The organism is Chelatococcus sp. GCM10030263, from assembly GCF_042666455.1.
Lineage (GTDB): Bacteria > Pseudomonadota > Alphaproteobacteria > Rhizobiales > Beijerinckiaceae > Chelatococcus.
Genome location: NZ_JBHTDB010000016.1, coordinates 484,447 through 503,561 on the forward strand (window position 1 = coordinate 484,447; position 19,115 = coordinate 503,561).

At 64.9% G+C, this 19,115-nt stretch carries 20 protein-coding genes and 1 tRNA gene; 9 read left to right on the forward strand and 12 right to left on the reverse strand.

The window, feature by feature from the left end; all coding sequences use genetic code 11:
• The first annotated feature begins 299 nt into the window (after nucleotides 1-299).
• Together ybaL and ACFQU1_RS24580 are read left to right on the forward strand one after the other, a co-directional pair.
• On the forward strand, nucleotides 300-2,129 hold the full coding sequence (gene ybaL, locus ACFQU1_RS24575; RefSeq protein WP_378137750.1) for a YbaL family putative K(+) efflux transporter: 1,830 nt from the start codon (nucleotides 300-302) through the stop codon (nucleotides 2,127-2,129).
• A 169-nt stretch (nucleotides 2,130-2,298) separates the two neighbouring features.
• The gene (locus tag ACFQU1_RS24580) at nucleotides 2,299-2,592 is read left to right on the forward strand and encodes a winged helix-turn-helix domain-containing protein (protein WP_378138358.1); all 294 of its coding nucleotides are present in this window, start codon (nucleotides 2,299-2,301) and stop codon (nucleotides 2,590-2,592) included.
• Here ACFQU1_RS24580 and modC read toward each other — a convergent pair.
• From modC to ACFQU1_RS24610, 6 genes are all read right to left on the reverse strand, one after another.
• Nucleotides 2,586-3,689, reverse strand: coding sequence for a molybdenum ABC transporter ATP-binding protein (modC, locus tag ACFQU1_RS24585; protein ID WP_378137752.1), 1,104 nt, complete (start codon nucleotides 3,687-3,689; stop codon nucleotides 2,586-2,588). The genes ACFQU1_RS24580 and modC overlap by 7 nt on opposite strands.
• Nucleotides 3,686-4,387, reverse strand: a complete 702-nt coding sequence (modB, locus tag ACFQU1_RS24590) for a molybdate ABC transporter permease subunit (RefSeq protein ID WP_378137754.1) — start codon at nucleotides 4,385-4,387, stop codon at nucleotides 3,686-3,688. The genes modC and modB overlap by 4 nt, the downstream gene beginning before the upstream one ends.
• A 59-nt stretch (nucleotides 4,388-4,446) precedes the next feature.
• On the reverse strand, nucleotides 4,447-5,268 hold the full coding sequence (gene modA, locus ACFQU1_RS24595; RefSeq protein WP_378137756.1) for a molybdate ABC transporter substrate-binding protein: 822 nt from the start codon (nucleotides 5,266-5,268) through the stop codon (nucleotides 4,447-4,449).
• A 139-nt stretch (nucleotides 5,269-5,407) separates the two neighbouring features.
• On the reverse strand, nucleotides 5,408-6,262 hold the full coding sequence (locus ACFQU1_RS24600) for a D-amino-acid transaminase (protein WP_378137758.1): 855 nt from the start codon (nucleotides 6,260-6,262) through the stop codon (nucleotides 5,408-5,410).
• Nucleotides 6,263-6,537: 275 nt separating this feature from the next.
• A complete protein-coding gene (locus tag ACFQU1_RS24605) occupies nucleotides 6,538-7,437 on the reverse strand; it encodes a DUF2189 domain-containing protein (RefSeq protein ID WP_378137760.1) in 900 nt (299 codons plus the stop codon).
• Between the two features lie 585 nt (nucleotides 7,438-8,022).
• Nucleotides 8,023-8,096: transfer RNA gene (locus ACFQU1_RS24610), tRNA-Gln, on the reverse strand.
• 287 nt (nucleotides 8,097-8,383) lie between these two features.
• Here ACFQU1_RS24610 and ACFQU1_RS24615 point away from each other — a divergent pair.
• From ACFQU1_RS24615 to ACFQU1_RS24625, 3 genes are all read left to right on the forward strand, one after another.
• Nucleotides 8,384-9,196 carry an aminoglycoside phosphotransferase family protein gene (locus ACFQU1_RS24615; protein ID WP_378138360.1) on the forward strand — a complete coding sequence of 271 codons (813 nt, stop codon included), beginning with the start codon at nucleotides 8,384-8,386 and terminating at the stop codon, nucleotides 9,194-9,196.
• Between the two features lie 261 nt (nucleotides 9,197-9,457).
• The gene (locus ACFQU1_RS24620; protein WP_378137762.1) at nucleotides 9,458-12,046 is read left to right on the forward strand and encodes a mechanosensitive ion channel family protein; all 2,589 of its coding nucleotides are present in this window, start codon (nucleotides 9,458-9,460) and stop codon (nucleotides 12,044-12,046) included.
• Entirely contained in the window at nucleotides 12,019-12,648 is a 630-nt protein-coding gene (locus ACFQU1_RS24625; RefSeq protein ID WP_378137764.1) for a GNAT family N-acetyltransferase, read from the forward strand. Before ACFQU1_RS24620 ends, ACFQU1_RS24625 begins: the two co-directional genes overlap by 28 nt.
• A gap of 109 nt (nucleotides 12,649-12,757) precedes the next feature.
• On the opposite strand, the gene ACFQU1_RS24630 is transcribed toward ACFQU1_RS24625, so the two are convergent.
• A complete protein-coding gene (locus tag ACFQU1_RS24630; RefSeq protein ID WP_378137766.1) occupies nucleotides 12,758-12,985 on the reverse strand; it encodes a DUF378 domain-containing protein in 228 nt (75 codons plus the stop codon).
• 257 nt (nucleotides 12,986-13,242) lie between these two features.
• On the opposite strand from ACFQU1_RS24630, the gene ACFQU1_RS24635 reads away from it, so the two are divergent.
• Nucleotides 13,243-14,241 (forward strand): L,D-transpeptidase, encoded by a 999-nt coding sequence (locus ACFQU1_RS24635; RefSeq protein WP_378137768.1) that lies wholly within the window; start codon nucleotides 13,243-13,245, stop codon nucleotides 14,239-14,241.
• A gap of 64 nt (nucleotides 14,242-14,305) precedes the next feature.
• On the opposite strand, the gene ACFQU1_RS24640 is transcribed toward ACFQU1_RS24635, so the two are convergent.
• From ACFQU1_RS24640 to ACFQU1_RS24650, 3 genes are all read right to left on the reverse strand, one after another.
• Complete coding sequence (locus tag ACFQU1_RS24640; protein ID WP_378137770.1) at nucleotides 14,306-14,533, reverse strand: hypothetical protein; 228 nt, start codon at nucleotides 14,531-14,533, stop codon at nucleotides 14,306-14,308.
• 191 nt (nucleotides 14,534-14,724) lie between these two features.
• The gene (locus ACFQU1_RS24645; protein WP_378137772.1) at nucleotides 14,725-15,129 is read right to left on the reverse strand and encodes a DUF1398 domain-containing protein; all 405 of its coding nucleotides are present in this window, start codon (nucleotides 15,127-15,129) and stop codon (nucleotides 14,725-14,727) included.
• A gap of 38 nt (nucleotides 15,130-15,167) precedes the next feature.
• On the reverse strand, nucleotides 15,168-15,629 hold the full coding sequence (locus ACFQU1_RS24650) for a MarR family winged helix-turn-helix transcriptional regulator (RefSeq protein ID WP_378137774.1): 462 nt from the start codon (nucleotides 15,627-15,629) through the stop codon (nucleotides 15,168-15,170).
• 160 nt (nucleotides 15,630-15,789) lie between these two features.
• Here ACFQU1_RS24650 and ACFQU1_RS24655 point away from each other — a divergent pair, with 160 nt between their 5' ends.
• The gene (locus tag ACFQU1_RS24655) at nucleotides 15,790-16,305 is read left to right on the forward strand and encodes a DUF1772 domain-containing protein (protein ID WP_378137777.1); all 516 of its coding nucleotides are present in this window, start codon (nucleotides 15,790-15,792) and stop codon (nucleotides 16,303-16,305) included.
• Here the strand turns inward: ACFQU1_RS24655 and ACFQU1_RS24660 are convergent.
• The gene (locus tag ACFQU1_RS24660) at nucleotides 16,284-16,661 is read right to left on the reverse strand and encodes a VOC family protein (protein WP_378137779.1); all 378 of its coding nucleotides are present in this window, start codon (nucleotides 16,659-16,661) and stop codon (nucleotides 16,284-16,286) included. The genes ACFQU1_RS24655 and ACFQU1_RS24660 overlap by 22 nt on opposite strands.
• A 76-nt stretch (nucleotides 16,662-16,737) precedes the next feature.
• Complete coding sequence (locus ACFQU1_RS24665) at nucleotides 16,738-17,235, reverse strand: hypothetical protein (RefSeq protein ID WP_378137781.1); 498 nt, start codon at nucleotides 17,233-17,235, stop codon at nucleotides 16,738-16,740.
• Nucleotides 17,236-17,321: 86 nt separating this feature from the next.
• Between ACFQU1_RS24665 and ACFQU1_RS24670 the strand changes: the two genes are divergently transcribed.
• The gene (locus ACFQU1_RS24670; protein ID WP_378137783.1) at nucleotides 17,322-18,155 is read left to right on the forward strand and encodes a helix-turn-helix domain-containing protein; all 834 of its coding nucleotides are present in this window, start codon (nucleotides 17,322-17,324) and stop codon (nucleotides 18,153-18,155) included.
• A 435-nt stretch (nucleotides 18,156-18,590) separates the two neighbouring features.
• Nucleotides 18,591-19,061 carry a cupin domain-containing protein gene (locus ACFQU1_RS24675; protein WP_378137785.1) on the forward strand — a complete coding sequence of 157 codons (471 nt, stop codon included), beginning with the start codon at nucleotides 18,591-18,593 and terminating at the stop codon, nucleotides 19,059-19,061.
• Nucleotides 19,062-19,115 lie beyond the last annotated feature (54 nt).

Here is a 19,115-nt window from a genome sequence, read left to right on the forward strand (position 1 = left end):
ATCTGGCGCACTCACTGCCGGCAAGCCAGAGCGGGAGGAAGCGGCCTTTTCAAGGTCGGCGAGCGCCAAGGCGGCGATTTCCTGTGGGCAGCGCCATCAGCCAGCCGCCCGCATCACAGGCTTTCGGTCACCAATTCTCTTGCCCGGCTTGGCCCGAGCCCTCAATAATGAGCGGTCTCGCAACGTCCGGCGGTATGGCCGCGCGGTTGCAACCGCCTTTGCGATACACCGTCAAACAGAATAGTCGGTCGTGTGCGACAACACCGCCAGCTCAACGGGGAAGAGGCGATAAAGACGGCATGCCTCACGAGACACCGCTCATCACCACCATTGTCGTCGGCCTCGGACTGGCCTTCATTTTCGGCGCCCTCGCCAATCGATTTCGCCTCCCTCCCATAGTCGGCTATCTAATCGCCGGTGTGGCCGTCGGTCCCTTCACGCCGGGCTATGTCGCCGACCAGACGCTGGCGCCGGAACTCGCCGAAATCGGCGTGATCCTGCTGATGTTCGGCGTCGGCCTGCATTTTTCGCTGAAGGACCTTCTGTCCGTGCGGGCGATCGCGGTGCCCGGCGCGATCGTGCAGATCGGCGTTGCGACGCTTCTCGGCGCGGGCCTTGCCTGGCTCATGGGCTGGACCTTCGGTGCCGGGCTCGTCTTCGGGCTGGCGCTGTCGGTCGCGAGCACGGTGGTGCTGCTGAAGGCGCTGCAGGAGCGGCGGCTCGTTGAGACCGAGCGCGGACGCATCGCGGTCGGCTGGCTCATCGTCGAGGATCTCGCGATGGTGCTGGCGCTCGTCCTTTTGCCGGCGCTGGCGAGCCTCATGAACGGCGGCAGCGGCGGGGACGCGATCGCGGATCCGCTCGCGGCGCGTTTCGGGCTGGGCCTTTGGGGCGTGCTCGCGCTGACGGTCGCCAAGGTCGTCGCCTTCGTCGTCTTCATGCTCGTGGTCGGCCGGCGGGTCATCCCGTGGATCCTGCACTATATCGCCCATACGGGCTCGCGCGAGCTCTTCCGGCTCGCGGTGCTCGCCCTTGCACTCGGGGTTGCCTTCGGCGCGGCCAAGCTTTTCGGCGTGTCTCTCGCGCTCGGCGCCTTCTTTGCCGGCATGATCCTGAGCGAATCGGAATTGAGCCATCGCGCGGCGGAGGAATCGCTCCCCCTGCGCGACGCCTTCGCCGTGCTCTTCTTCGTCTCCGTCGGCATGCTGTTCAACCCGATGAGTGTCGTGCACGATCCGCTGCCGGTGCTCGCGACCCTCTTCATCATCCTGATCGGCAAGTCGGTCGCCGCCTTCCTGATCGTGATCGCCTTCCGCCACCCGGTCGGCACGGCGCTCACGATCTCGGCGAGCCTCGCGCAGATCGGCGAATTCTCCTTCATCCTGGCGGAGCTCGGGGTGAAGCTCGGTCTCCTTCCGCACCAAGGCCAGGATCTCATCGTCGCCGGGGCGATGCTGTCGATCCTCGCCAATCCCCTGCTCTTCGCGGCTGTCGGCTGGCTCAGGCCGCAGATCGAGCGCCGCGTTGGCCGCGCCGCGCCGGCGGCTGCTTCGGCGGGCGAATCGCTTCCCGAAACCGCTCCGGCGCCGGCGGCCGAACGCGATGAAGACGAGATCCCGGCGACCGCCCTCACCGATCACACCGTGCTCATCGGCTATGGCAGGGTCGGCAGCCTCGTCGGCCAGGCACTTGCCGAGAAAGGCGTGCCCTATCTCGTCATCGAGGATGCGGACAAGACGGTCAGCCGGCTGCGCGACGGCAAGATCGAGACGATCGTCGGCAATGCGGCCAAGGCGGAGATCCTGAAGGCCGCCAATCTTGGCGGTGCTCGGCGCATCATCGTGGCCATTCCCAATGCCTTCGAGGCAGGCCAGATCGTCGAACAGGCCCGGGCCGTCAATGCCGATCTCGATATCGTCGCCCGCGCCCATTCGGACGCCGAGGTCGAGCATCTCACCGGCCTCGGCGCCAACAACGTCATCATGGGCGAGCGGGAGATCGCGCGCGGCATCATCGAGCGGGTCGCGAAAGACGGCACCTCGCCTGCGCCCGACCAGCAGGCCAGCGAGACACCGGCTGCCGAGACCGGAGCCGACGATCAGCCGTCGATCGCCGCAGAGAAGGTCTGATCAGGGAATTGTCGCCCGGTCGTGCGTCATGCAGGATGGCGGCATGACAGAGATACCCTCCCCAGCCCTGTCGCGTGGCGTGACCATGCGGACCGGCAATGCCGGCCCGACCGGCCGCCTCACCATCCGCGTCGATCTCGGCGCCCACGGGGCGCTCGGCCCCGGCAAGATCCGGCTCATGGAACTGATCGGCGAGACAGGCTCGATCTCGGCGGCAGGCCGCGCGATGGGTATGTCCTATCGCCGCGCCTGGTTGCTCGTCGACAGCCTGAACCGGGCTTTCCGCGCGCCGGTGGTCGCAACCCAGCACGGCGGCACCCGCGGCGGAGGCGCCGCGCTGACAGAGTTCGGCGTGGAGATCGTGGAGCGCTATCGCCTCATGGAGAAGGAGGCGCATCGCGCCGCCGCCGATCACCTCGACGTGCTCGTTGCCTCGCTCAGCGCCGACGCCTCTGCTCAGTGATCGCTGGCTTCGCCCCTGGCGAGCCCCTGCCGGTCGAATGAAACCGCCTTGATCACAGCGAACAGGCTCGCGCCCGGCACGAGCGCCAGCGTTTCCACCGAGCGACGGGTGAGGCGCGCAAGAAGCGCGATGCCGTTGCAGTCGAGGCGGATTTCGACGGAAGCGCCGCCGGCCGGCCCGATCTCGGCGATCGTGCCGCGAATGACATTGAGCGCGCTCAGTCCCTCGGGCGGGCGGGTCGACAGCATCACGTCGCGGGCACGAATATGCACGCGCAAAGGCGCGCCGAGCGGAAGCGCCACCTGCGGCACGAGGAGATCGCCCGCCGGGCTCGCGAGGCGCGTCAGCGCGAAGGCTATGTCATGCGCAACCACGCTGGTTTCGATCACCGCACCCGCGTCGTCGGGATCGGCGACCGGGGCGAGATCGAGCCGCTGCATCACGTCGGCGGTCGGGCCTGCCGCCTCGACCTGGCCGTTGTTCATGACGACCAGGGTGGTGGCGAGCCGCGCCACCTCCGTGAGCGAATGGCTGACATAGACGATCGGCAGCCGCATCTCGTCGCGCAAGCGCTCGATATAGGGGAGGATCTCGCCCTTGCGCGCCTCGTCCAGGGAGGCGAGCGGCTCGTCCATCAACAACAGCCGGGGGCCGGCGAGCAGCGCACGGCCGATCGCCACGCGCTGCTTTTCGCCACCGGAGAGGCCGGCCGGCCGGCGATCGAGCAAATGGCCGATGCCGAGCATCTCGATGACCGGCGCGATGGCCGGTCGCTCCGCCGCCGGCGTGAAGAACCGGCCGTAAAGGAGATTCTGGCGGACCGTCAGATGCGGGAAAAGCCGGGCTTCTTGAAAGACATAGCCGAGGCGGCGGCGGTGCGGTGGCACGAAGATTCGGCGCTTGGTATCAACCAGGGTGACGCCGTCGACGACGACGCGGCCATGCTCCGGGCGCAGCAGCCCCGCGATGATATTGACGAGCGACGTCTTGCCGGAACCGGAGCGGCCGAAGAGAGCCGTGACGCCTCCCTCGCCTTCGAATCGCGCGGTAAGCCGGAAACGGCCGAAGGCATGGGCGACGTCGACGGCGATGGTCATCCGGCGGCAATCCGTCGGCTGACGCTGCGCGCCATGAGCTCCGAGACGAGAAGTGCGGCCATGGCGATGACGACGGAGACGAGCGTGAGGCGCAGGGCTCCTGCATCGCCGCCGGGCACCTGCGTGAAGGTATAGATCGCCGCGGCGAGCGTCTGGGTCTCGCCGGGAATATTCGAGACGAAGGTGATGGTGGCGCCGAATTCCCCCATGGCCTTGGCGAAGGCGATGACCATGCCGGCGATGATGCCCGGCATGACCAGCGGCAGGGTCACGGTGACGAAAACCCAGACCGGATGGGCACCGAGGGTTCCCGCCGCCACTTCGAGCCTTCGGTCGACGGCCTCGATCGACAAGCGGATCGCCCGCACCATCAGCGGAAAGGCCATGACCGCGGAGGCAAGCGCCGCGCCGGTCCAGCGGAAGGAAAAGACGATGCCGAAATGATCGGCGAGAAAGGCGCCGACCGGCGCCCGCCGGCCGAAGACGAGGAGCAGCACGAAGCCGGTGACCACCGGCGGCAGCACGAGCGGCAAATGCACGAGGCCATTGAGGAGCGCATGTCCCCAGAACCGGCCGCGGGCCAGGAGAAGCGCGAAAAGAATGCCGAAGGGCAGGCTCGCCAGCATGGCCCAGAACGCCACCTTGAGGCTGAGGTGGACCGCCGTCCATTCCGCGGGGCTCAAGTCTAACCAGTTCATGGCGACCTACCGTTGCGCCGAGGACAACCTCATGACCGACTCGCGGCCACCCGCCGCTTCTAATGGGTCGTGGGGGCGGATAAAACCGTGAAGCCTTGGCGCTCGAAGAGCGGTCGAGCGGCCGGCGACTTCAGGTAATCGAGAAACTGGGCCGCATCCTGATTGTCCGAGCCTTTCACCAGCGCCGCCGGGTAGAGAATGCGTGGATGCGAATCCTCAGGGAAGGTGCCGACGACCCTGACATTCGCGTCAGCGGCGGCATCGGTTGCATAAACGATGCCGAGCGGCGCCTCGCCGCGCGAGACGAGGAGCAGCGCGGCGCGCACGTTTTCAGCCTGGGCGATCTTGCCCTCGACCGACGGCCAGACGCCGAGGGTCTCGAGCGCCGCCTTGCCGTATTTGCCGGCCGGCACGGCCGCGACATCGCCCATGGCGAGGCGGCCGCCCGCGAGCGCGCCGGCGAGGTCGAAGCCGGGCGCGATGGCGAGGCTCGTCGTCGAATCCTTCGCGGCGACGATCACGAGCCGGTTGCCGAGCAGCGTGACGCGGCTTTTCTCGGCGATGAGGCCCTTCTTTGCGAGATAGTCCATCCAATCGAGATCGGCGGAGATGAAGAGATCGGCAGGTGCACCGGCCTCGATCTGGCGGGCGATCGCCGAGCTCGCGGCATAGGACATCACCACGCGTTTGCCCGTATCGCGCTGCCACTGCGCGCCGACGGCATCGAGCGCGTCTTTCAGGCTGGCGGCGGCGAAGACGGTGACGGCCTTCGGTTCGGCCGCCAATGAAGGCCCCGCGACGGCGACAGCGCAAATCGCGAATAGGAGCGCTCGGGCCGCTCCTGCCAGTTTGCCCACCGACAACCGCTCCAAGCTCGCCATGGGGACCCTCCCGCTCAGTTAACCGAAATATCTATTAGGATATAACGATGGCTGAAACCAGAGGCCCCGGCAATCTCCTCCGGGTCGAACACGGAGGCGTGGGCAGCGTCCCCTCCCCATTCGCGGGAGGTGATAACCCCTATGTCGCTGTAGCGCGTGCGTGGGCGATGTAGAGTTCGCGCAGCCTCAAGGTGAGCGGGCCGGGCTTGCCCGTCCCCACCGGCCGGCCATCGATCGCGATGACGGGGGTGACAAAGCTGCCGGCGCTCGTGAGAAAAGCCTCTGCCGCGTCATGCGCCTCATCGAGGCTGAATGGTCGCTCCAGGATCCGGATGTCCTCTTCGGCCGCGAGCTGGCGCAGCGCGAGATGCGTGCAGCCCGGCAAAGTCGCATGCGAATGGCCGCGGCTGACGATCGCGCCGTTCCGCGTCACGATATGGGCGGTTGAGGAGCCGCCCTCCGTCACCAGTCCGTCCTCGATCATCCAGGCTTCCTGGCACCCGGCCGCAGCGGCCGCCTGTTTGGCGAGCACCTGGGCGAGCAGGCCGACGCTCTTGATGTCGCGCCGTGCCCAGCGCAGATCCGGGACGGTTATGACGGCAAGACCGTTGAGACCGAAGGGCGAGGCCGTGAGGTTCTTCGCCTGGGTGAACAGGACGAGCGTAGGTGTCGCGTCCTTCGGAAAGGTGAAATCCCGGTCGGCTGCGCCGCGCGTCACCTGCAGATAAACGACGCCCTCTACGAGCGCGTTGCGGCGGATGAGCTCCCGCTGGATCTCCTCGACGCGCTCGAGCGTGACCGGCAACTCGAGCGCGATCTCGGCGACCGAGCGCTTCAGCCGTGCCATATGCAGGGCATTGTCGATGAGCTCGCCGTCGATGACGGCGCTCACCTCATAGATGCCGTCCGCAAAGAGGAAGCCGCGATCCAGGATGGATATGCGCGCCTCATCGAGCGGCACGAAGTCTCCGTTGACATAGGCGATCCGGGTCAAGGTTTTCTCCTCTCCCGGGCCTTTTACGCCTTCAGGTGCAGCGTGACCAGAACAGTAAGCGGGCAACGGCAAGGGCGCGGTGTGAAGTTTGCCGCTTAGGGCCCGAACCTTTCCAAGACGGATGGTATGGGCCGGACGGGGAATGCCGGCTGGTGGCGGGCGGCCGCAGCCGCCTTTGAAAGCCAACCGGCGCATCAGCCCCATCGAACAACCCGCTCGCTTTCACGAGCCCGTGGGCTGCTGGAGCCACAACGCTATTGCTGCAAGCGGCCTTCCTATGACGCTTCCGGCACGTTGCCCATGTTCGGCCTGTCGGAGCCCGTAATCCGCCGGTAGAGATGCCAGGTGGCGTGCCCCAGAACGGGCATGACCACCACGAGCCCGACGAGCAGCGGCAGGGAGCCGAGAATCAGCGCCAGGGTGACGATCGCGCCCCATGCGAGCATCGGCAGCGGATTGCGCAAAAAGGCGCGGACGGAGGCGTTGATCGCCGCCATCACGCCCACGTTACGATCGAGCAGAAGCGGAAACGAAATGCTGGTCGCCGCGAGCGCCAGGAGCGCAAAGATGAAACCGACACCGCTGCCGATCGCGACCAGCGCCCAACCGGCCGGCGTCGTGAGGACTTCGTGCAGGAAGGTGCTGAACGACGTCGGATAATCAGGGCCGAGCGTGAGGTCGTAAATCCACATGGCGGTGAGAAGCCACAGCAGGAAAAAAGCGATCACGATCACGCCGAGCAGGACGATCGATCCGAAGGCGGGCGATCGGAAGACGCCGAAGGCCTCCACCCAGGTGATGGTCTCGCCGCGCTCGCGCCGGCGGCTCATCTCGTAGAGCCCGGTCGCCGCAAAGGGACCGATGAGGGCAAAGCCCGAGGCGAGCGGAAAAATGATCGGCAGCATGGAATAGCCGACAGCGATCTGGCTCAGCACGATGCCCGCGAGCGGATAGATCAGCGCGACGAAAATGATGTCCGAACGATTGCTAAGGAAATCGTCGAGACCGCGGGCGAGCGCTTCGCGTAGATCGCGCATGCCGATGCGGCTGATGGGAATGCTCTGGGCGAGCTCCGCATCGTCATCGTGGTAGAGCGAGGTTCCGACCGTTCCGGCCGCATGCATGGTCTGGTTGAGCTGCCAGAGGCTCCACTCGACCGGATTGCGTATCGTCATGGCGCCACTCCCGAACAGGGGTTCGAGGGCCGCAATGGCGCGGGCATGATCCCATCGGCCGGCGGCCACATGCCCGACCACGGCGACGATCGGCTCATAATACTCTTACCCTGTCCATGCGACAACCGAGGCTGACAGAACGCCGTGAATCGCAATGCGCAGCCATGGTGTCGCTGCGGGTTCACGCATGATGGCCACTTCGATCCCAAGCGGACTGCGGCCGGGCAAAGTGTCCCATGATTTTATGTTTGTGATTTGACCGAAGCCCGAGCTGAGCCCACTCTGCAGCGGGGCGAGGCCTTGGGGGGCCGTGCTCTACGCTCCCGGATCTTCGCTCTCGGCATCCCCCGAGATCCGTCGATCCGGGGGCGGCCCATCGAGCGCTCTCCCGCTCATCCTCTTGACGCGAAGATGTAGACCGACAGTCTGCAAGACGCCCGGAGGGCTGTGGCAACTATGTCTTCCAGGAGATGGCTTCCGCGGAACCTTCCGCCTCCACCGACGGCTAAGTCGCCCACCTGAAGGTCGCATATGCCGTGCGTGCAATGGGAAGCTGTGGTCGCCAACGTCACAAGTGCGGCGCGGTGGCTGGGGGACCTGGATTCGAACCAGGACTAACGGAGTCAGAGTCCGCAGTTCTACCGTTAAACTATCCCCCACCGAATCTCCTGATCTCACTGACCTTTAGTCGGTCGCGTTGATCCGACCGAAGGCACATTGATCAGGCCCTGTGGTGCCCCGGAGATAGGTCGTTTTTTGTCCGCCGTCAATCCCGCCGGAAGAAGGTCGCACGAGGCTGCAGCTGCCGAGTCTACGTGCTAAATGCGTGGGCGCTCAACATACCGTCCATTTCCGTAGACTATGAGATCGCAACCTAAAGGTTGTTTTTTCACTGCGCAGCGACACAGCCGAAATCAAGACCTGGAATTTGCGTAAATCCCGCTCAATGTTCGACTATCACCTGCTTCGCTGGGACCTCGTTCCCGACGGGGACCCGATCGCGACGCCAGCCGCCCGTTTGCTCCCGGTGTTGCGCAAGGGCGAACCCGCCATGCTCAAGCTGTCCTTCGAGGAGGACGAGCGGCAGGGCGGCGTGCTGATGGAGTGGTGGGATGGAGACGGCGCCGCACGGGTTCTCGCCCGCGATGACGATGCCCTCCTGCTGGAACGCGCCTGTGGCGCGGCCTCCCTCTCCGCCATGGCGCGCGCAGACCGCGACGATGAAGCCTGCCGCATCCTCTGCGCGACGGCGGCTCGCCTGCATGCGCCCAGGAACAAGCCGCTCCCCGCCTTGATTCCCTTGGCCGAATGGTTTCGGGAGCTGGAGCCGGCCGCCGCGAACTATGGTGGAATTCTCCCTCGCTGCCTCGATACCGCTCGGGCTCTGCTGGCCGAGCCGCGCGAAGTAGGCGTGCTGCATGGCGATCTGCACCACGACAATGTGCTCGACTTCGGCGAGCGCGGCTGGCTGGCGATCGATCCCAAGCGTCTCATCGGCGAGCGTGGCTTCGATTACGCCAATATCTTCACCAACCCGGATCTGGCCGACCCCACCTGCCCCGTCGCAACGCGGCCAGGCCGGTTCGCGAGGCGGCTGAACATCGTGGCTGAGGCTGCAGGTTTGGAGCGCCAGCGCCTTCTGCGCTGGATCCTCGCCTGGACCGGTCTGTCGGCAGCCTGGTATCTGAGCGACGACGATCCTATGGCGGCGATCGACCTACAGATCGCGGAATTCGCCGCGGCCGAACTGGACCGGTGATCGGCGAATAGCTTCATTCCGTTCGCATGTTCGCAGCGTCCAGCGCGAGGCCCGACGGCACCGGTCGAGCAGAGCCGGCGCGTCCGATAATTCTCGGATCGGTTCGACGTCGTCCCGAGCTCTCCGATCGCCTCCATCCAGGCGATCGGCTCCCCCGTAACCCTTTGCGTCATTTACCGTCCGCTAAAGCGGCTGGCCCTTTACCTTTGACTCCACCTTGGGCCGGGTTCAGGATCATCTTGCCATGCAAGGGGCCTGTGGATGTCGATCAGTGCCAAGACGATTGCGATCTCGGTGCGGGCCGGTCACTCATGCCAGGGTCGGCCGGGGCGCTCTATTGCCGGCCCAATCGCCGCCGTTTTCACCATCCTGATGCTCTTGCTCGGTCCAGCCTATGGCCAGGCGATCGCCAATTGGTCGGGAACATGGGACACGAAATGGCGCGACGGCGGCGCGCAGCTCATTCTCGAACAGAACGGCACGCAGGTCACCGGCAGCTACCCGCTCTATAACGGGCGCGTCGAGGGAACCGTCGAGGGCGACGAGCTGAAGGGTCGGTGGACCGAGGATGGGCGGTCGGGCGAATTTCTGTTCGTTCAAGGACCCGATGGCCACAGCTTCATGGGCCGCTTTTCGACATCGTCGGAGTGGTGGACCGGTATACGCGTCGACGCGGCGCGCTACCAGGCCGTGCCGGTCGACCAGTCGAGCCCGATGACGACCATGCGCTCCTTCCTGGAGGCCATGAACGAGAGCGGCGCCGACAACATCCAGCGGGACGAGACCGGCTCCACCGACCTGACCGGAAAAGCCGCCGCCCTCCTCGATGTGACGCGAGCCGATCGTGGCGGCGTCAATCTCATCGACTACACCCGGCAATTCTACGCCGTCGTCGACAAACTGACCTTCCGGCTTTGGAGCCTGCCGCACGACGGGATCGATGGCGACCAGGTCACGGCGACGCTCGGGCAGTTCGGCAGCCGCATTACCTTCGATGTCACTTTCCGGCGCAAGGACGGCCGCTGGTTCATCGTGGGGCCGCCGCTGGCCGCCTTGCAGTCCAAGCGCGACGAGCTTCTGCAGGCGCGCAGCGAGCCGCCGGACACGGTTCTAGATCCCCGCAAACTCCGGAGCCCCCGCGACAGCTTCAAGATTCTGCTCGGCGGCTTCATGGACGAGCAGGGCCGCAGCACGGCCTATACGGCTCTCGACATGCGGGAACTGAGCTCCGTCGTCAAAAGCGACGAGGCCGACCTTCTCGCCCGCTATATCAAGAAGGTTCTCGATCGCGTCGGCTACGTCTACTGGCAGGAAATCCCGGACGATCCGAACAGCAGGGCACCTTACGTCCATTTCGAGCATCCATCGGGGAAGATCGTCGTTGCTCCCGTAGAGACGAAGGACGGCGTGATCTGGCAGTTCACGCCGGACACGCTCGCCAGTATCCGTGCGCTCTATGCCGATGTCGAAGAGATGCCGGTCGCCCCAGAGCTCGCCGAGAGGCAGACGACCGATCTTTACTTCGAGACCCGCAATGCCGCGCAGAGCATCAATCCGGAACTGCTCGCCCGCGCCGGGCCGCTGGAGCGCTGGCAATGGCTGCTGCTCGTCTTCGCCTGTCTGGTTGGGCTCGGTTTCGGCTTTCTCATCAGTGGTCTCATCTTTGGCTTTGTCCGCCAGGGCCGGCGGACAGCGATCCGCCAACCAGAGGCGGTGCTCGAGCGCGTGTTGGCCTGGTCGGTTCGGGCGATATCCCTCGGCCTCTTCCTGCTCGCGGCGCTGCGGTTGCTCGGATTGCCCGATATCGTCGCGACGCCGGTGCAGGCGGCCGCCTGGGTGTGCGTTGTCGTCGGCTCGGTTCCCCTCGCCTGGCATCTCATCGGGGTGGTCGCGGAGAGCTATCGGCGGCGGTGGGTCTCGCCAGGTTATCACGAGACGCTGATTTCGCTGACCTCCGGAGCGATCCGGGTGGCGATCATCATCGCTGCCTTTCTTCTCCTCGCCGAGGTCCTCGCCATTCCGTATCAGGGCGTAATCGCCGGTCTCGGCATCGGCGGCCTTGCCGTGGCACTCGCGGCCCAGCCCACGCTGCAGAACTTTCTGTCCGGCCTTACGCTCTATGCGGACCGGCCGATCAGCGTCGGAGACTTCTGCCGCTTCGGCGACAAGCTCGGCACCGTCGAATACATCGGCATGCGCTCGACCCGGGTGCGCTCGGTCGATCGCACGGTCATCTCCGTGCCGAATTCCGAGTTCGCCAATATGCAGCTCGAGAACTTCACACGTCGCGACCGCATCTGTTTCACGACCAAGCTTCAGCTGCGCTACGAAACCACGGCCGATCAGCTGCGCTATGTCATTGCCGAGCTGCGCAAGCTCTTCATTGGCCATCCTCGGGTCGCCGACGAGCCCTGCCGGGTGCGCTTTATCGGCTTTGGCGAATATTCGCTCGACGTGGAGATTTTCAGCTACGTCCTGACGCGGGACTTCAGCGAGTTCACGGCCGTCCGCGAAGACATCCTCCTGCGCATCATGGCCATCATGGACGAGGCCGGCACCCAGTTCGCCTTCCCGTCGCAGATCGAGTACCACGCTGAGGACACGCCTATCGATGCCGAGCGGCGTGCCGGCGCGGAGCGTCGGGTCCAGGCCTGGCGCGACGAGCAGAAGCTTCCCTTCCCCGAGTTCGATGAGGCGGACAAGGTGCGAATGCGCAATGGTTTGCCGTATCCGCCGGAAGGCTCGGCCATTGCTGTCGGCCAAGGCGAAGACCTCGCTCCCGAATTGGCAGCGGCAGCCGAACGGTGGCGCTGGAATTTGCGGTGGTCGAAGAAATCACGTCCGGCATGACGGACGGGGCGATGCGGCTGCAGCCCAAGCATTCGATCGTCTTCCCCGGCGAGCGGATCGATCTCGTTTCGCTGGCCGAGCGGCATTTGCCGCTTCTGGTCGCCTGGCGCAACGATCCAGAGATCCACCGCGGCTTCTTCAGCCGGCCGGCCTTCACCCTCGCCTCTCAGACAGAGTGGTTCGCGCAATATGCGCTCGATCCGACCGACCTCTACTTTGCCATCACAGTAAAGGACGGCCTGCCGATCGGGACGGTCTCGATCTCCAGGATCGATTGGCAGGCGCGCAAGGGTGAATTCGGCCGGTTCCTGATCGGCGATCCCCTCTTCCGTGGGCGCCGCTATGGGCGCGAAGCAGCTCTGCTCGCCATCGCCTTCGCGCGGCAACAACTCGGTCTGCGCACGCTTTCCCTATCGGTTCGTCCGGGCAATGCAGCGGCCATCGGCCTTTATCGGGCCTTGGGCTTCGTCCCCACATCGACCGTCATGAAACGGCTGCCGGACGGGGCCGAGGAGTTGGCGCAGCAGATGACGCTCGCCCTCCATGACGACACGAACAGCCAAGAAGGCACTATCGGCCAAATCGCCGAACGAGGGCCATAGGGCTTCGAGCCGCGGCCAACCTTCGCGTGAGCCGTCTGGCTCTCACGATCCGCGGAGCCTCCCCTGGGGAGGCACGAAAGCGGCGCGCGTTTCCGCGCGCCGCGGACACTCAATGCGCGCGTTCGGCGAGCGGCTCATCCGTCGAGAAGGCCCGAGACAGGGGTATGAGCTGCCAAAGGGCGGAGAGACCGACGAGAACGTAGATGAGGCGCGAGACGGCCGCGCCTTGGCCGCCGAAGATCGCTGCGACGAGGTCGAATTGGAAAAGCCCGACGAGCCCCCAGTTCAAGCCGCCGATAATGATGAGAATGAGCGTGATCAGGTTAGTTGCCTTCATGGCACTACTCCAGAGCCACCGGTTCGGGCTCCAGATTAATTCCGCCGGCGTGCCATAGTTCCCAAACCGGCCGATCGCCTCAAGTATTAGGTATCGCAGGGGGATCCGATTCCGCAAACAGGTCACGCGCAAGGTCTCATCCCGGCGTAGATCGCTCCTGCCCGCGCCGATGCTCTTGAGTGGCCGACCCGTCCATCGCCGGAACCACAAGGCCCTGCCGACACTTGTTAGTCGCGTAACAGGTCTGGAGCCGGCCAATGCGGCGGCTATTCATCTCAATCGTCTTGGTCGCCCTCGCTGTGCCTCTCGGCCATGCAGAGGCGGCGAAGCTCGATCTGAAGGCTGTCAATGACGCGCAATTCCCCACGCGGGCGGTGAAGGGCATCGATCCGGCCCTGGTGCGCGCCCAGATCCTGCTCGACCGCGCCCGCTTCTCCCCTGGTGTCATCGACGGCCGCGGCGGCGAGAACCTGGACAAGGCGATCGCCGCTTTTGAGCGCGCCAATGAGCTCATGCCGGACGGCAAACTCGACCCGCAGACCTGGGACCGGCTTGCCGCGACCTCCCCCGCCCCCGCTTTGATGCCCTACAGGCTGACGCGCGACGACGTGAAGGGTCCGTTTACGCGCAGGATCCCGGCCAAGATGGAAGCCATGGCCCGCCTCAAGCGGCTCGGCTACCGGAACGCGCTCGAGCGGCTCGCCGAACGTTTCCACATGGACGAGCGTCTTCTGCGTGCTTTGAACCCCGGCAAGCGCTTCGATCGTGCCGACACTGACATCATCGTGGCGAATGTCGCGCGCCCGGCAATCCCAGAAAAGGCCGCCTCGGTGGAGGTGGACAAGGCCGAGCGCAGCCTGCGCGTCTTCGGCCAGGACGGCGGGCTCATCGCCGTCTACCCAGCCTCGATCGGCAGCGACGAGAAGCCCGCGCCGAGCGGTGCCTTTGCGGTGAACCGCGTCGTCCATAACCCGACCTATACCTATAATCCCGACTTCGCCTTCCGCGGCGTCAAGGCGAAGGAGGCTTTCACGATCGCCAAAGGGCCGAACAATCCCGTCGGCTCAGTATGGGTCGACCTCACTGCGGAAACCTACGGCATTCATGGCACGCCGGAGCCGCGCAACATCGGCCGCGCCTATTCGAACGGCTGTGTGCGCTTGACCAATTGGGATGTGGAAGATCTTGCCGGAATGGTCGAGAAAGGGACGGCCGTCATATTCCGCGATGCGCCGCAGGACCTGACGGCGCGCTAAAACTCTTCCTTGGCCGCAAGATCAACGTAAAGCCGTTCACTCTCACGAGATCGCAGGCTCGCCCTTACCGCGCCTTCGGCGAGGAGGTCGGCGGCTGCGTCAAGCCATTGCCGTTCATGGCATCTTCCTGGCGCTGCAGGCATTCGGCCATCGGCAGGAACTTGCCGCCGTAATTGTTGAGGCAATAGTCCGTTGCCGCCTGCATCGGCGTGCGCGGCGGCGTCAAGGCGCAGCCAGCCAAGAGACCAGCCAAGAGTCCGGCCATGGCGAATGCCGTCAGAACCTGTTTCATATCAGCCCCTTCCCCGATCCAGCGATTTCATAACAGAGGCTGATCACCATGCCTATGCGAGGGCGGCAGCATGGTTACCGGGCCGCCCCGACCCCTGGCCTTGTCTTCAATCCGCAGGCCGCGTGTCCGCGCGGACAATCCTTGGGAATCAGCAGTTTCCGCCCGGCTTCTCGAGAGAACGATCGTCGCTGCTATTGATGGGGAAAGTTCTCGACGTGGGTCTCAGCGGTGCGGCCGATATAAAGAGCCCGGCGACCGGAGAACGACACGATGTAGCTGGCACATCCAGCCAATGCGGCCTTTCTGCAGAAGCCCTTATAAGTGTAGCCGGGGACCTGCTGCTGCGCTTCTTTGATCGCTGCCTGCATCAGGGTTGTATCGAAGGTTGGTGCGACGGGAGCGTCGATCCGGTGGGCCGGCAACTCGATGCCCTCCCCATCGGGCAGATAGTAGGTCGCGGTCGCCCGCCGGAAGTCGATCGCGTAGCCTTCGAACCCGGCTTGCATCAGCATTCCGACGATCTGAGGGCAGGTCATCAAATTGCCCTCGGCCCCTTCCAGGCAGGCCTGGGCCGCTGCTTTCTGTTGATCATTCATATGGGCTTCTCCGTATCCGTATCATCGGTAGACCGCGTTCATTCGATCGGGATTGCAGTCATGCGGCCGCCCTCAGCCAAGCGCTTCAGGAGCCGTTCCAGGGTTGCCCGTTCATCCCCCGTGAGGCATTCGAAGAATTCCGCATCGTTGCGGTCGGCGAGCGCGGCGAGATCGGGCACGAGGTCGAGGCCGCGATCCGTCAGGGCGAGCGTCTGAGCGCGGCCGTCGTCAGCACTGGCTTGGCGTGTGATCAGCGACTTGGCGATCAGTCTGTCAGCGAGCTTGGTGATCGCTCCCCGTGTCATACCCATCTCGTCCGCGAGCCGGCTCGGGGGCATCGGCTGTCTGCCGTAGAGCGCGCGCAAAAGGCACCATTCCGCGACGGTCACTTCCTTGCGAGCCAGCTTGGATGCGAAGGCGTGGGAAATGTGGTTGGAGACCATGCGCAGCCAGAAGCCGAGATGTGCGGTCAGGTCCGAAACGGGCGGGATCGACGGCATGGCAGGCCCTTTTAATTGACAAGGAAACTACCTCATTTAATTTCCTAGTCAACTAAAAGGACGAGGTGCATAGGCGCATGGACATGACCGGGCGTCATCGCGCAGGCTGGGGGAAAGCCGCGCAAACGTCCTCCCGTGGCGCGGCGAAAGGGAGCGAACCATGTATCAGATCCTCCAGGTGGCGAGCATTCTGCTGGTCGCCGTCGGCATGGGCCTGTCACTGGCGCATGCGCTCGAATATCCGGGGAAGCTGCGTCTGCCGAAGGACAGCTATGCGGCCGTCCAGACGATCTACTATCCCGGCTTCACGATCGGTGGTCTGCTTGGCGAGATCGGCGCCGCCGTTGCGACCGGTGTGCTGCTGGTCTTCACGCCTTTCGGGAGCACGGCTTTCTGGCTCACGGCCGCTGCGCTCGTCGGCCTCATCGCGGTGCATGCCATTTATTGGCTCGTTACCCATCCCGTGAACCGCTTCTGGCTTCGGGATGAAGGCCTTGTGGGTCCGGGCGCCACCTTCTTCGCCCTCGCCGGGGCCTCTGAGGCGGATCGCGATTGGATCGCGGCGCGCAACCAATGGGAGCTGTCCCATGTGGCGCGCGCCGTGATTGCCGTGGCCAGTTTTCTCGCGCTCGTCGTCGCGTTCACTGGCGATGGCTATGCCGCCTCGCCGCAATAGGCCTCGAGACGATAGCCATCGGGATCGACGGCGAAGGCGGCGTAATAGTTCGGACCGTAATCCGGCCGAAGTCCCGGCGCGCCGTTGTCGCGCCCGCCTGCCGCCAGCGCCGCCGCGTGAAAGGCGTCGACGCTGGCGCGGGTCGGCGCTTTGAAGCAGATGTGAAGGCCGGACTTGTCGTCGGCCGCGACCGGCCGCTCCACCGCCGAGATCCAGTAGAAGACCGCGTCCTTGCCATAGCCGAGCGAATCCGCACCTTCGCTGAGGCAGGCATAGCCGAGCGGTGCGAGCGCCGCATCGTAGAAGCGCTTGGTACGACCGATGTCACCGACGCCGATGGACACGTGATCGAGCATCGAACTCTCCTCATGCTGTTAGGGGCGCCGGCGACTGCCGAAAGAGCAGCGTCGCCGGCTGGATGAAGACAAACGATCATGCAAGGCGACGGGCGTGGAATTCGGCCTCGAGCCGCCAGTTCGCGCCGCCGTCATCCGAGCGTTCGCCGAGCCAGCGAAAGGCATCCGGCCTGATGTCCCGGAAGCTCCAGCGGATATCCGATCCGTCCTCCGTCTTGCCGCGCTGCACGATGTCGGCGCCGTCGGCACGGCCGATCTGCCGGGAGTAATATTGCCGGACAGGATCGCTCCACAGGATGTGCCAGGCGTCTAGGCCGGGATCATAGACCCTGAGTGTCGTGCCGTAGAACACGCCGGGCAGGATCCAAACGTCCTGGATGGCGCGCCCTTCGAGCACCCAGCCGAAGCGGATCTCGCCTTGGCCGGAATGCTTGCGGCCGTCCTTGAGGATGACGGTGGCGTCCATGGACCAGGCACCGACGAGCCACCCGTAGAGGCCCATCTTCTCAGCACGGTCCTGCGCCGGACCGGCGCAATGGAGCAAGTCGATGAAGGTAGCAATAGGCTGTGTCATGGCACGCTCCGCGATCTGATAGCGGACTGACTATCGATCGGGGCTCGGCAGGACTTGGGGAAAATTGCTATTGTCACGCCATGACGATGACATCGCATCAGCTGGCCCGGGGCCCCGGATGGCGGGTCTACGATGTCGTCTGCACTGCCGGACCGCAGGACCGTCCGTTCGAAGAATGCCACGAAGGGGTTTCCATCGCCGCTGTGACCCGCGGGACCTTCCAGTATCGCTCCTCGGTCGGCCGGGCCGTGCTCACGCCCGGCGCCGTACTCCTCGGCGATGCGGGAACCTGCTTCGAATGCGGCCATGAGCACGGCGTTGGCGACCGTTGCCTGTCCTTCCAATATACACCGGACTATCTCGAAGGCGTCGTCGCAGCGCTCCCGGGCGTGCGGCACTCCACCTTCGGGGTGCCCCGCCTACCGCCCTCGGACAGACTCATGCCGCTCATTGCCGCGGCCGAGGCCGCGACCGGCGACGCCGCGGCCCTCGAGGAAATCGCCCTCACCTTTGCCGGCGCCGCCGTCGCCTTGCTCGCGGAGACCGGGCCGGCTGCTGCACCCAGCCGGCGGGACGAACGGCGCATCAGCGATGCGGTGCGCCGGATCGAGGCGCAAATAGAGGAGTCCCTCGGCCTGGCCGACCTCGCCCGGAGCGTGGCCATGAGCCCCTATCATTTCCTGCGCAGCTTCCGAAGCGTGGTCGGCATGACGCCGCGGCAGTATCTACTCACGCTCCGGCTCGAGCGGGCAGCTGTGCGCCTACGCCAAACCGCGGAACCCATCGCGACGATTGCCTATGACAGCGGCTTCGGCGACCTCTCCGAATTCAACCGCCGCTTCCGGCGCGTCATGGGCGTGAGCCCGCGCGTCTACCGTCGGCTCGGCGGATCGAAGCCGTTCGCCTGCCGGCCGATATGAACGAGCAGCACGGGGATCGGCGCGACCCGCCGGCCGCAGGTCGCGACCGCAACTTGATCTCAGCAAAAAACTATGTCTTTTTATTACCCATAGCGAGTTCGCTTACGAGCGAACTCCGGCCCGGCTGTGTCGACCTTCGCCCCCGACGGAAGGACACAGCCGGGCTTTCCTTGTCGTCCGCAGACCCGGATCATTGAGACATGTTTCTCCGCAACTGAACGGCCCATGGTTGCGGAGGCACGTGCGAATTCGATGTCCGCGTTCTCAGAATGATCTGGTCCGGCCTTCGACAAGTGGTCGACTTTCGCCCCGCTCTCCCGGCGGGCGGAGCGGGACTGTAAAGACATATCGGTAGCGTGTCCTGTTTATGGCCCGTCTCGGCCATGATACCTTTCCGAGGGTGGCGCGCCAGCGCCCGACCGCGGGAGAAGCACCATGTCTGCCGGTATGACCAACACATACAACGTACTCGGGAACCTGCTGCGCTTTCTGGTGCGTGGCAGCGATGGTGATTCCAGCTATTCCCTGATGGAGGGCACTTTCCCTCCCGGCCATGGCGCCCCGCCCAATCGTCACGCGGCAGACGACGAAGCCTTCTATATCCTCGAAGGCACCTTTGAGTTCATGGTCGGGGGCGAGACAAAGACCGGAGGCGCAGGGACTTTCGTGAAGATCCCGAGAGGGGCCGTCCACGCGTTCAAGAATATCGGCCGGGACAATGGCAGGTTGCTGGTGATCAATTCACCAGGGCACATCCATGATGCCTTTTTCAGTGAAGCGGGCGATCCGCTTCCTCCCGACACGACGGAACTGCCGCCATCCGGACCGCCGGATATCGCGCGCGCGCTGGCTGCGGGCCAGCGCAACGGCATCGAGTTCATTCTGGACGGGCACCCCACCGGATAAACCTTTGCTCAAAGCTTTCTCACTATCTTTAGGGATCGAGCGAGATTCGGTCTG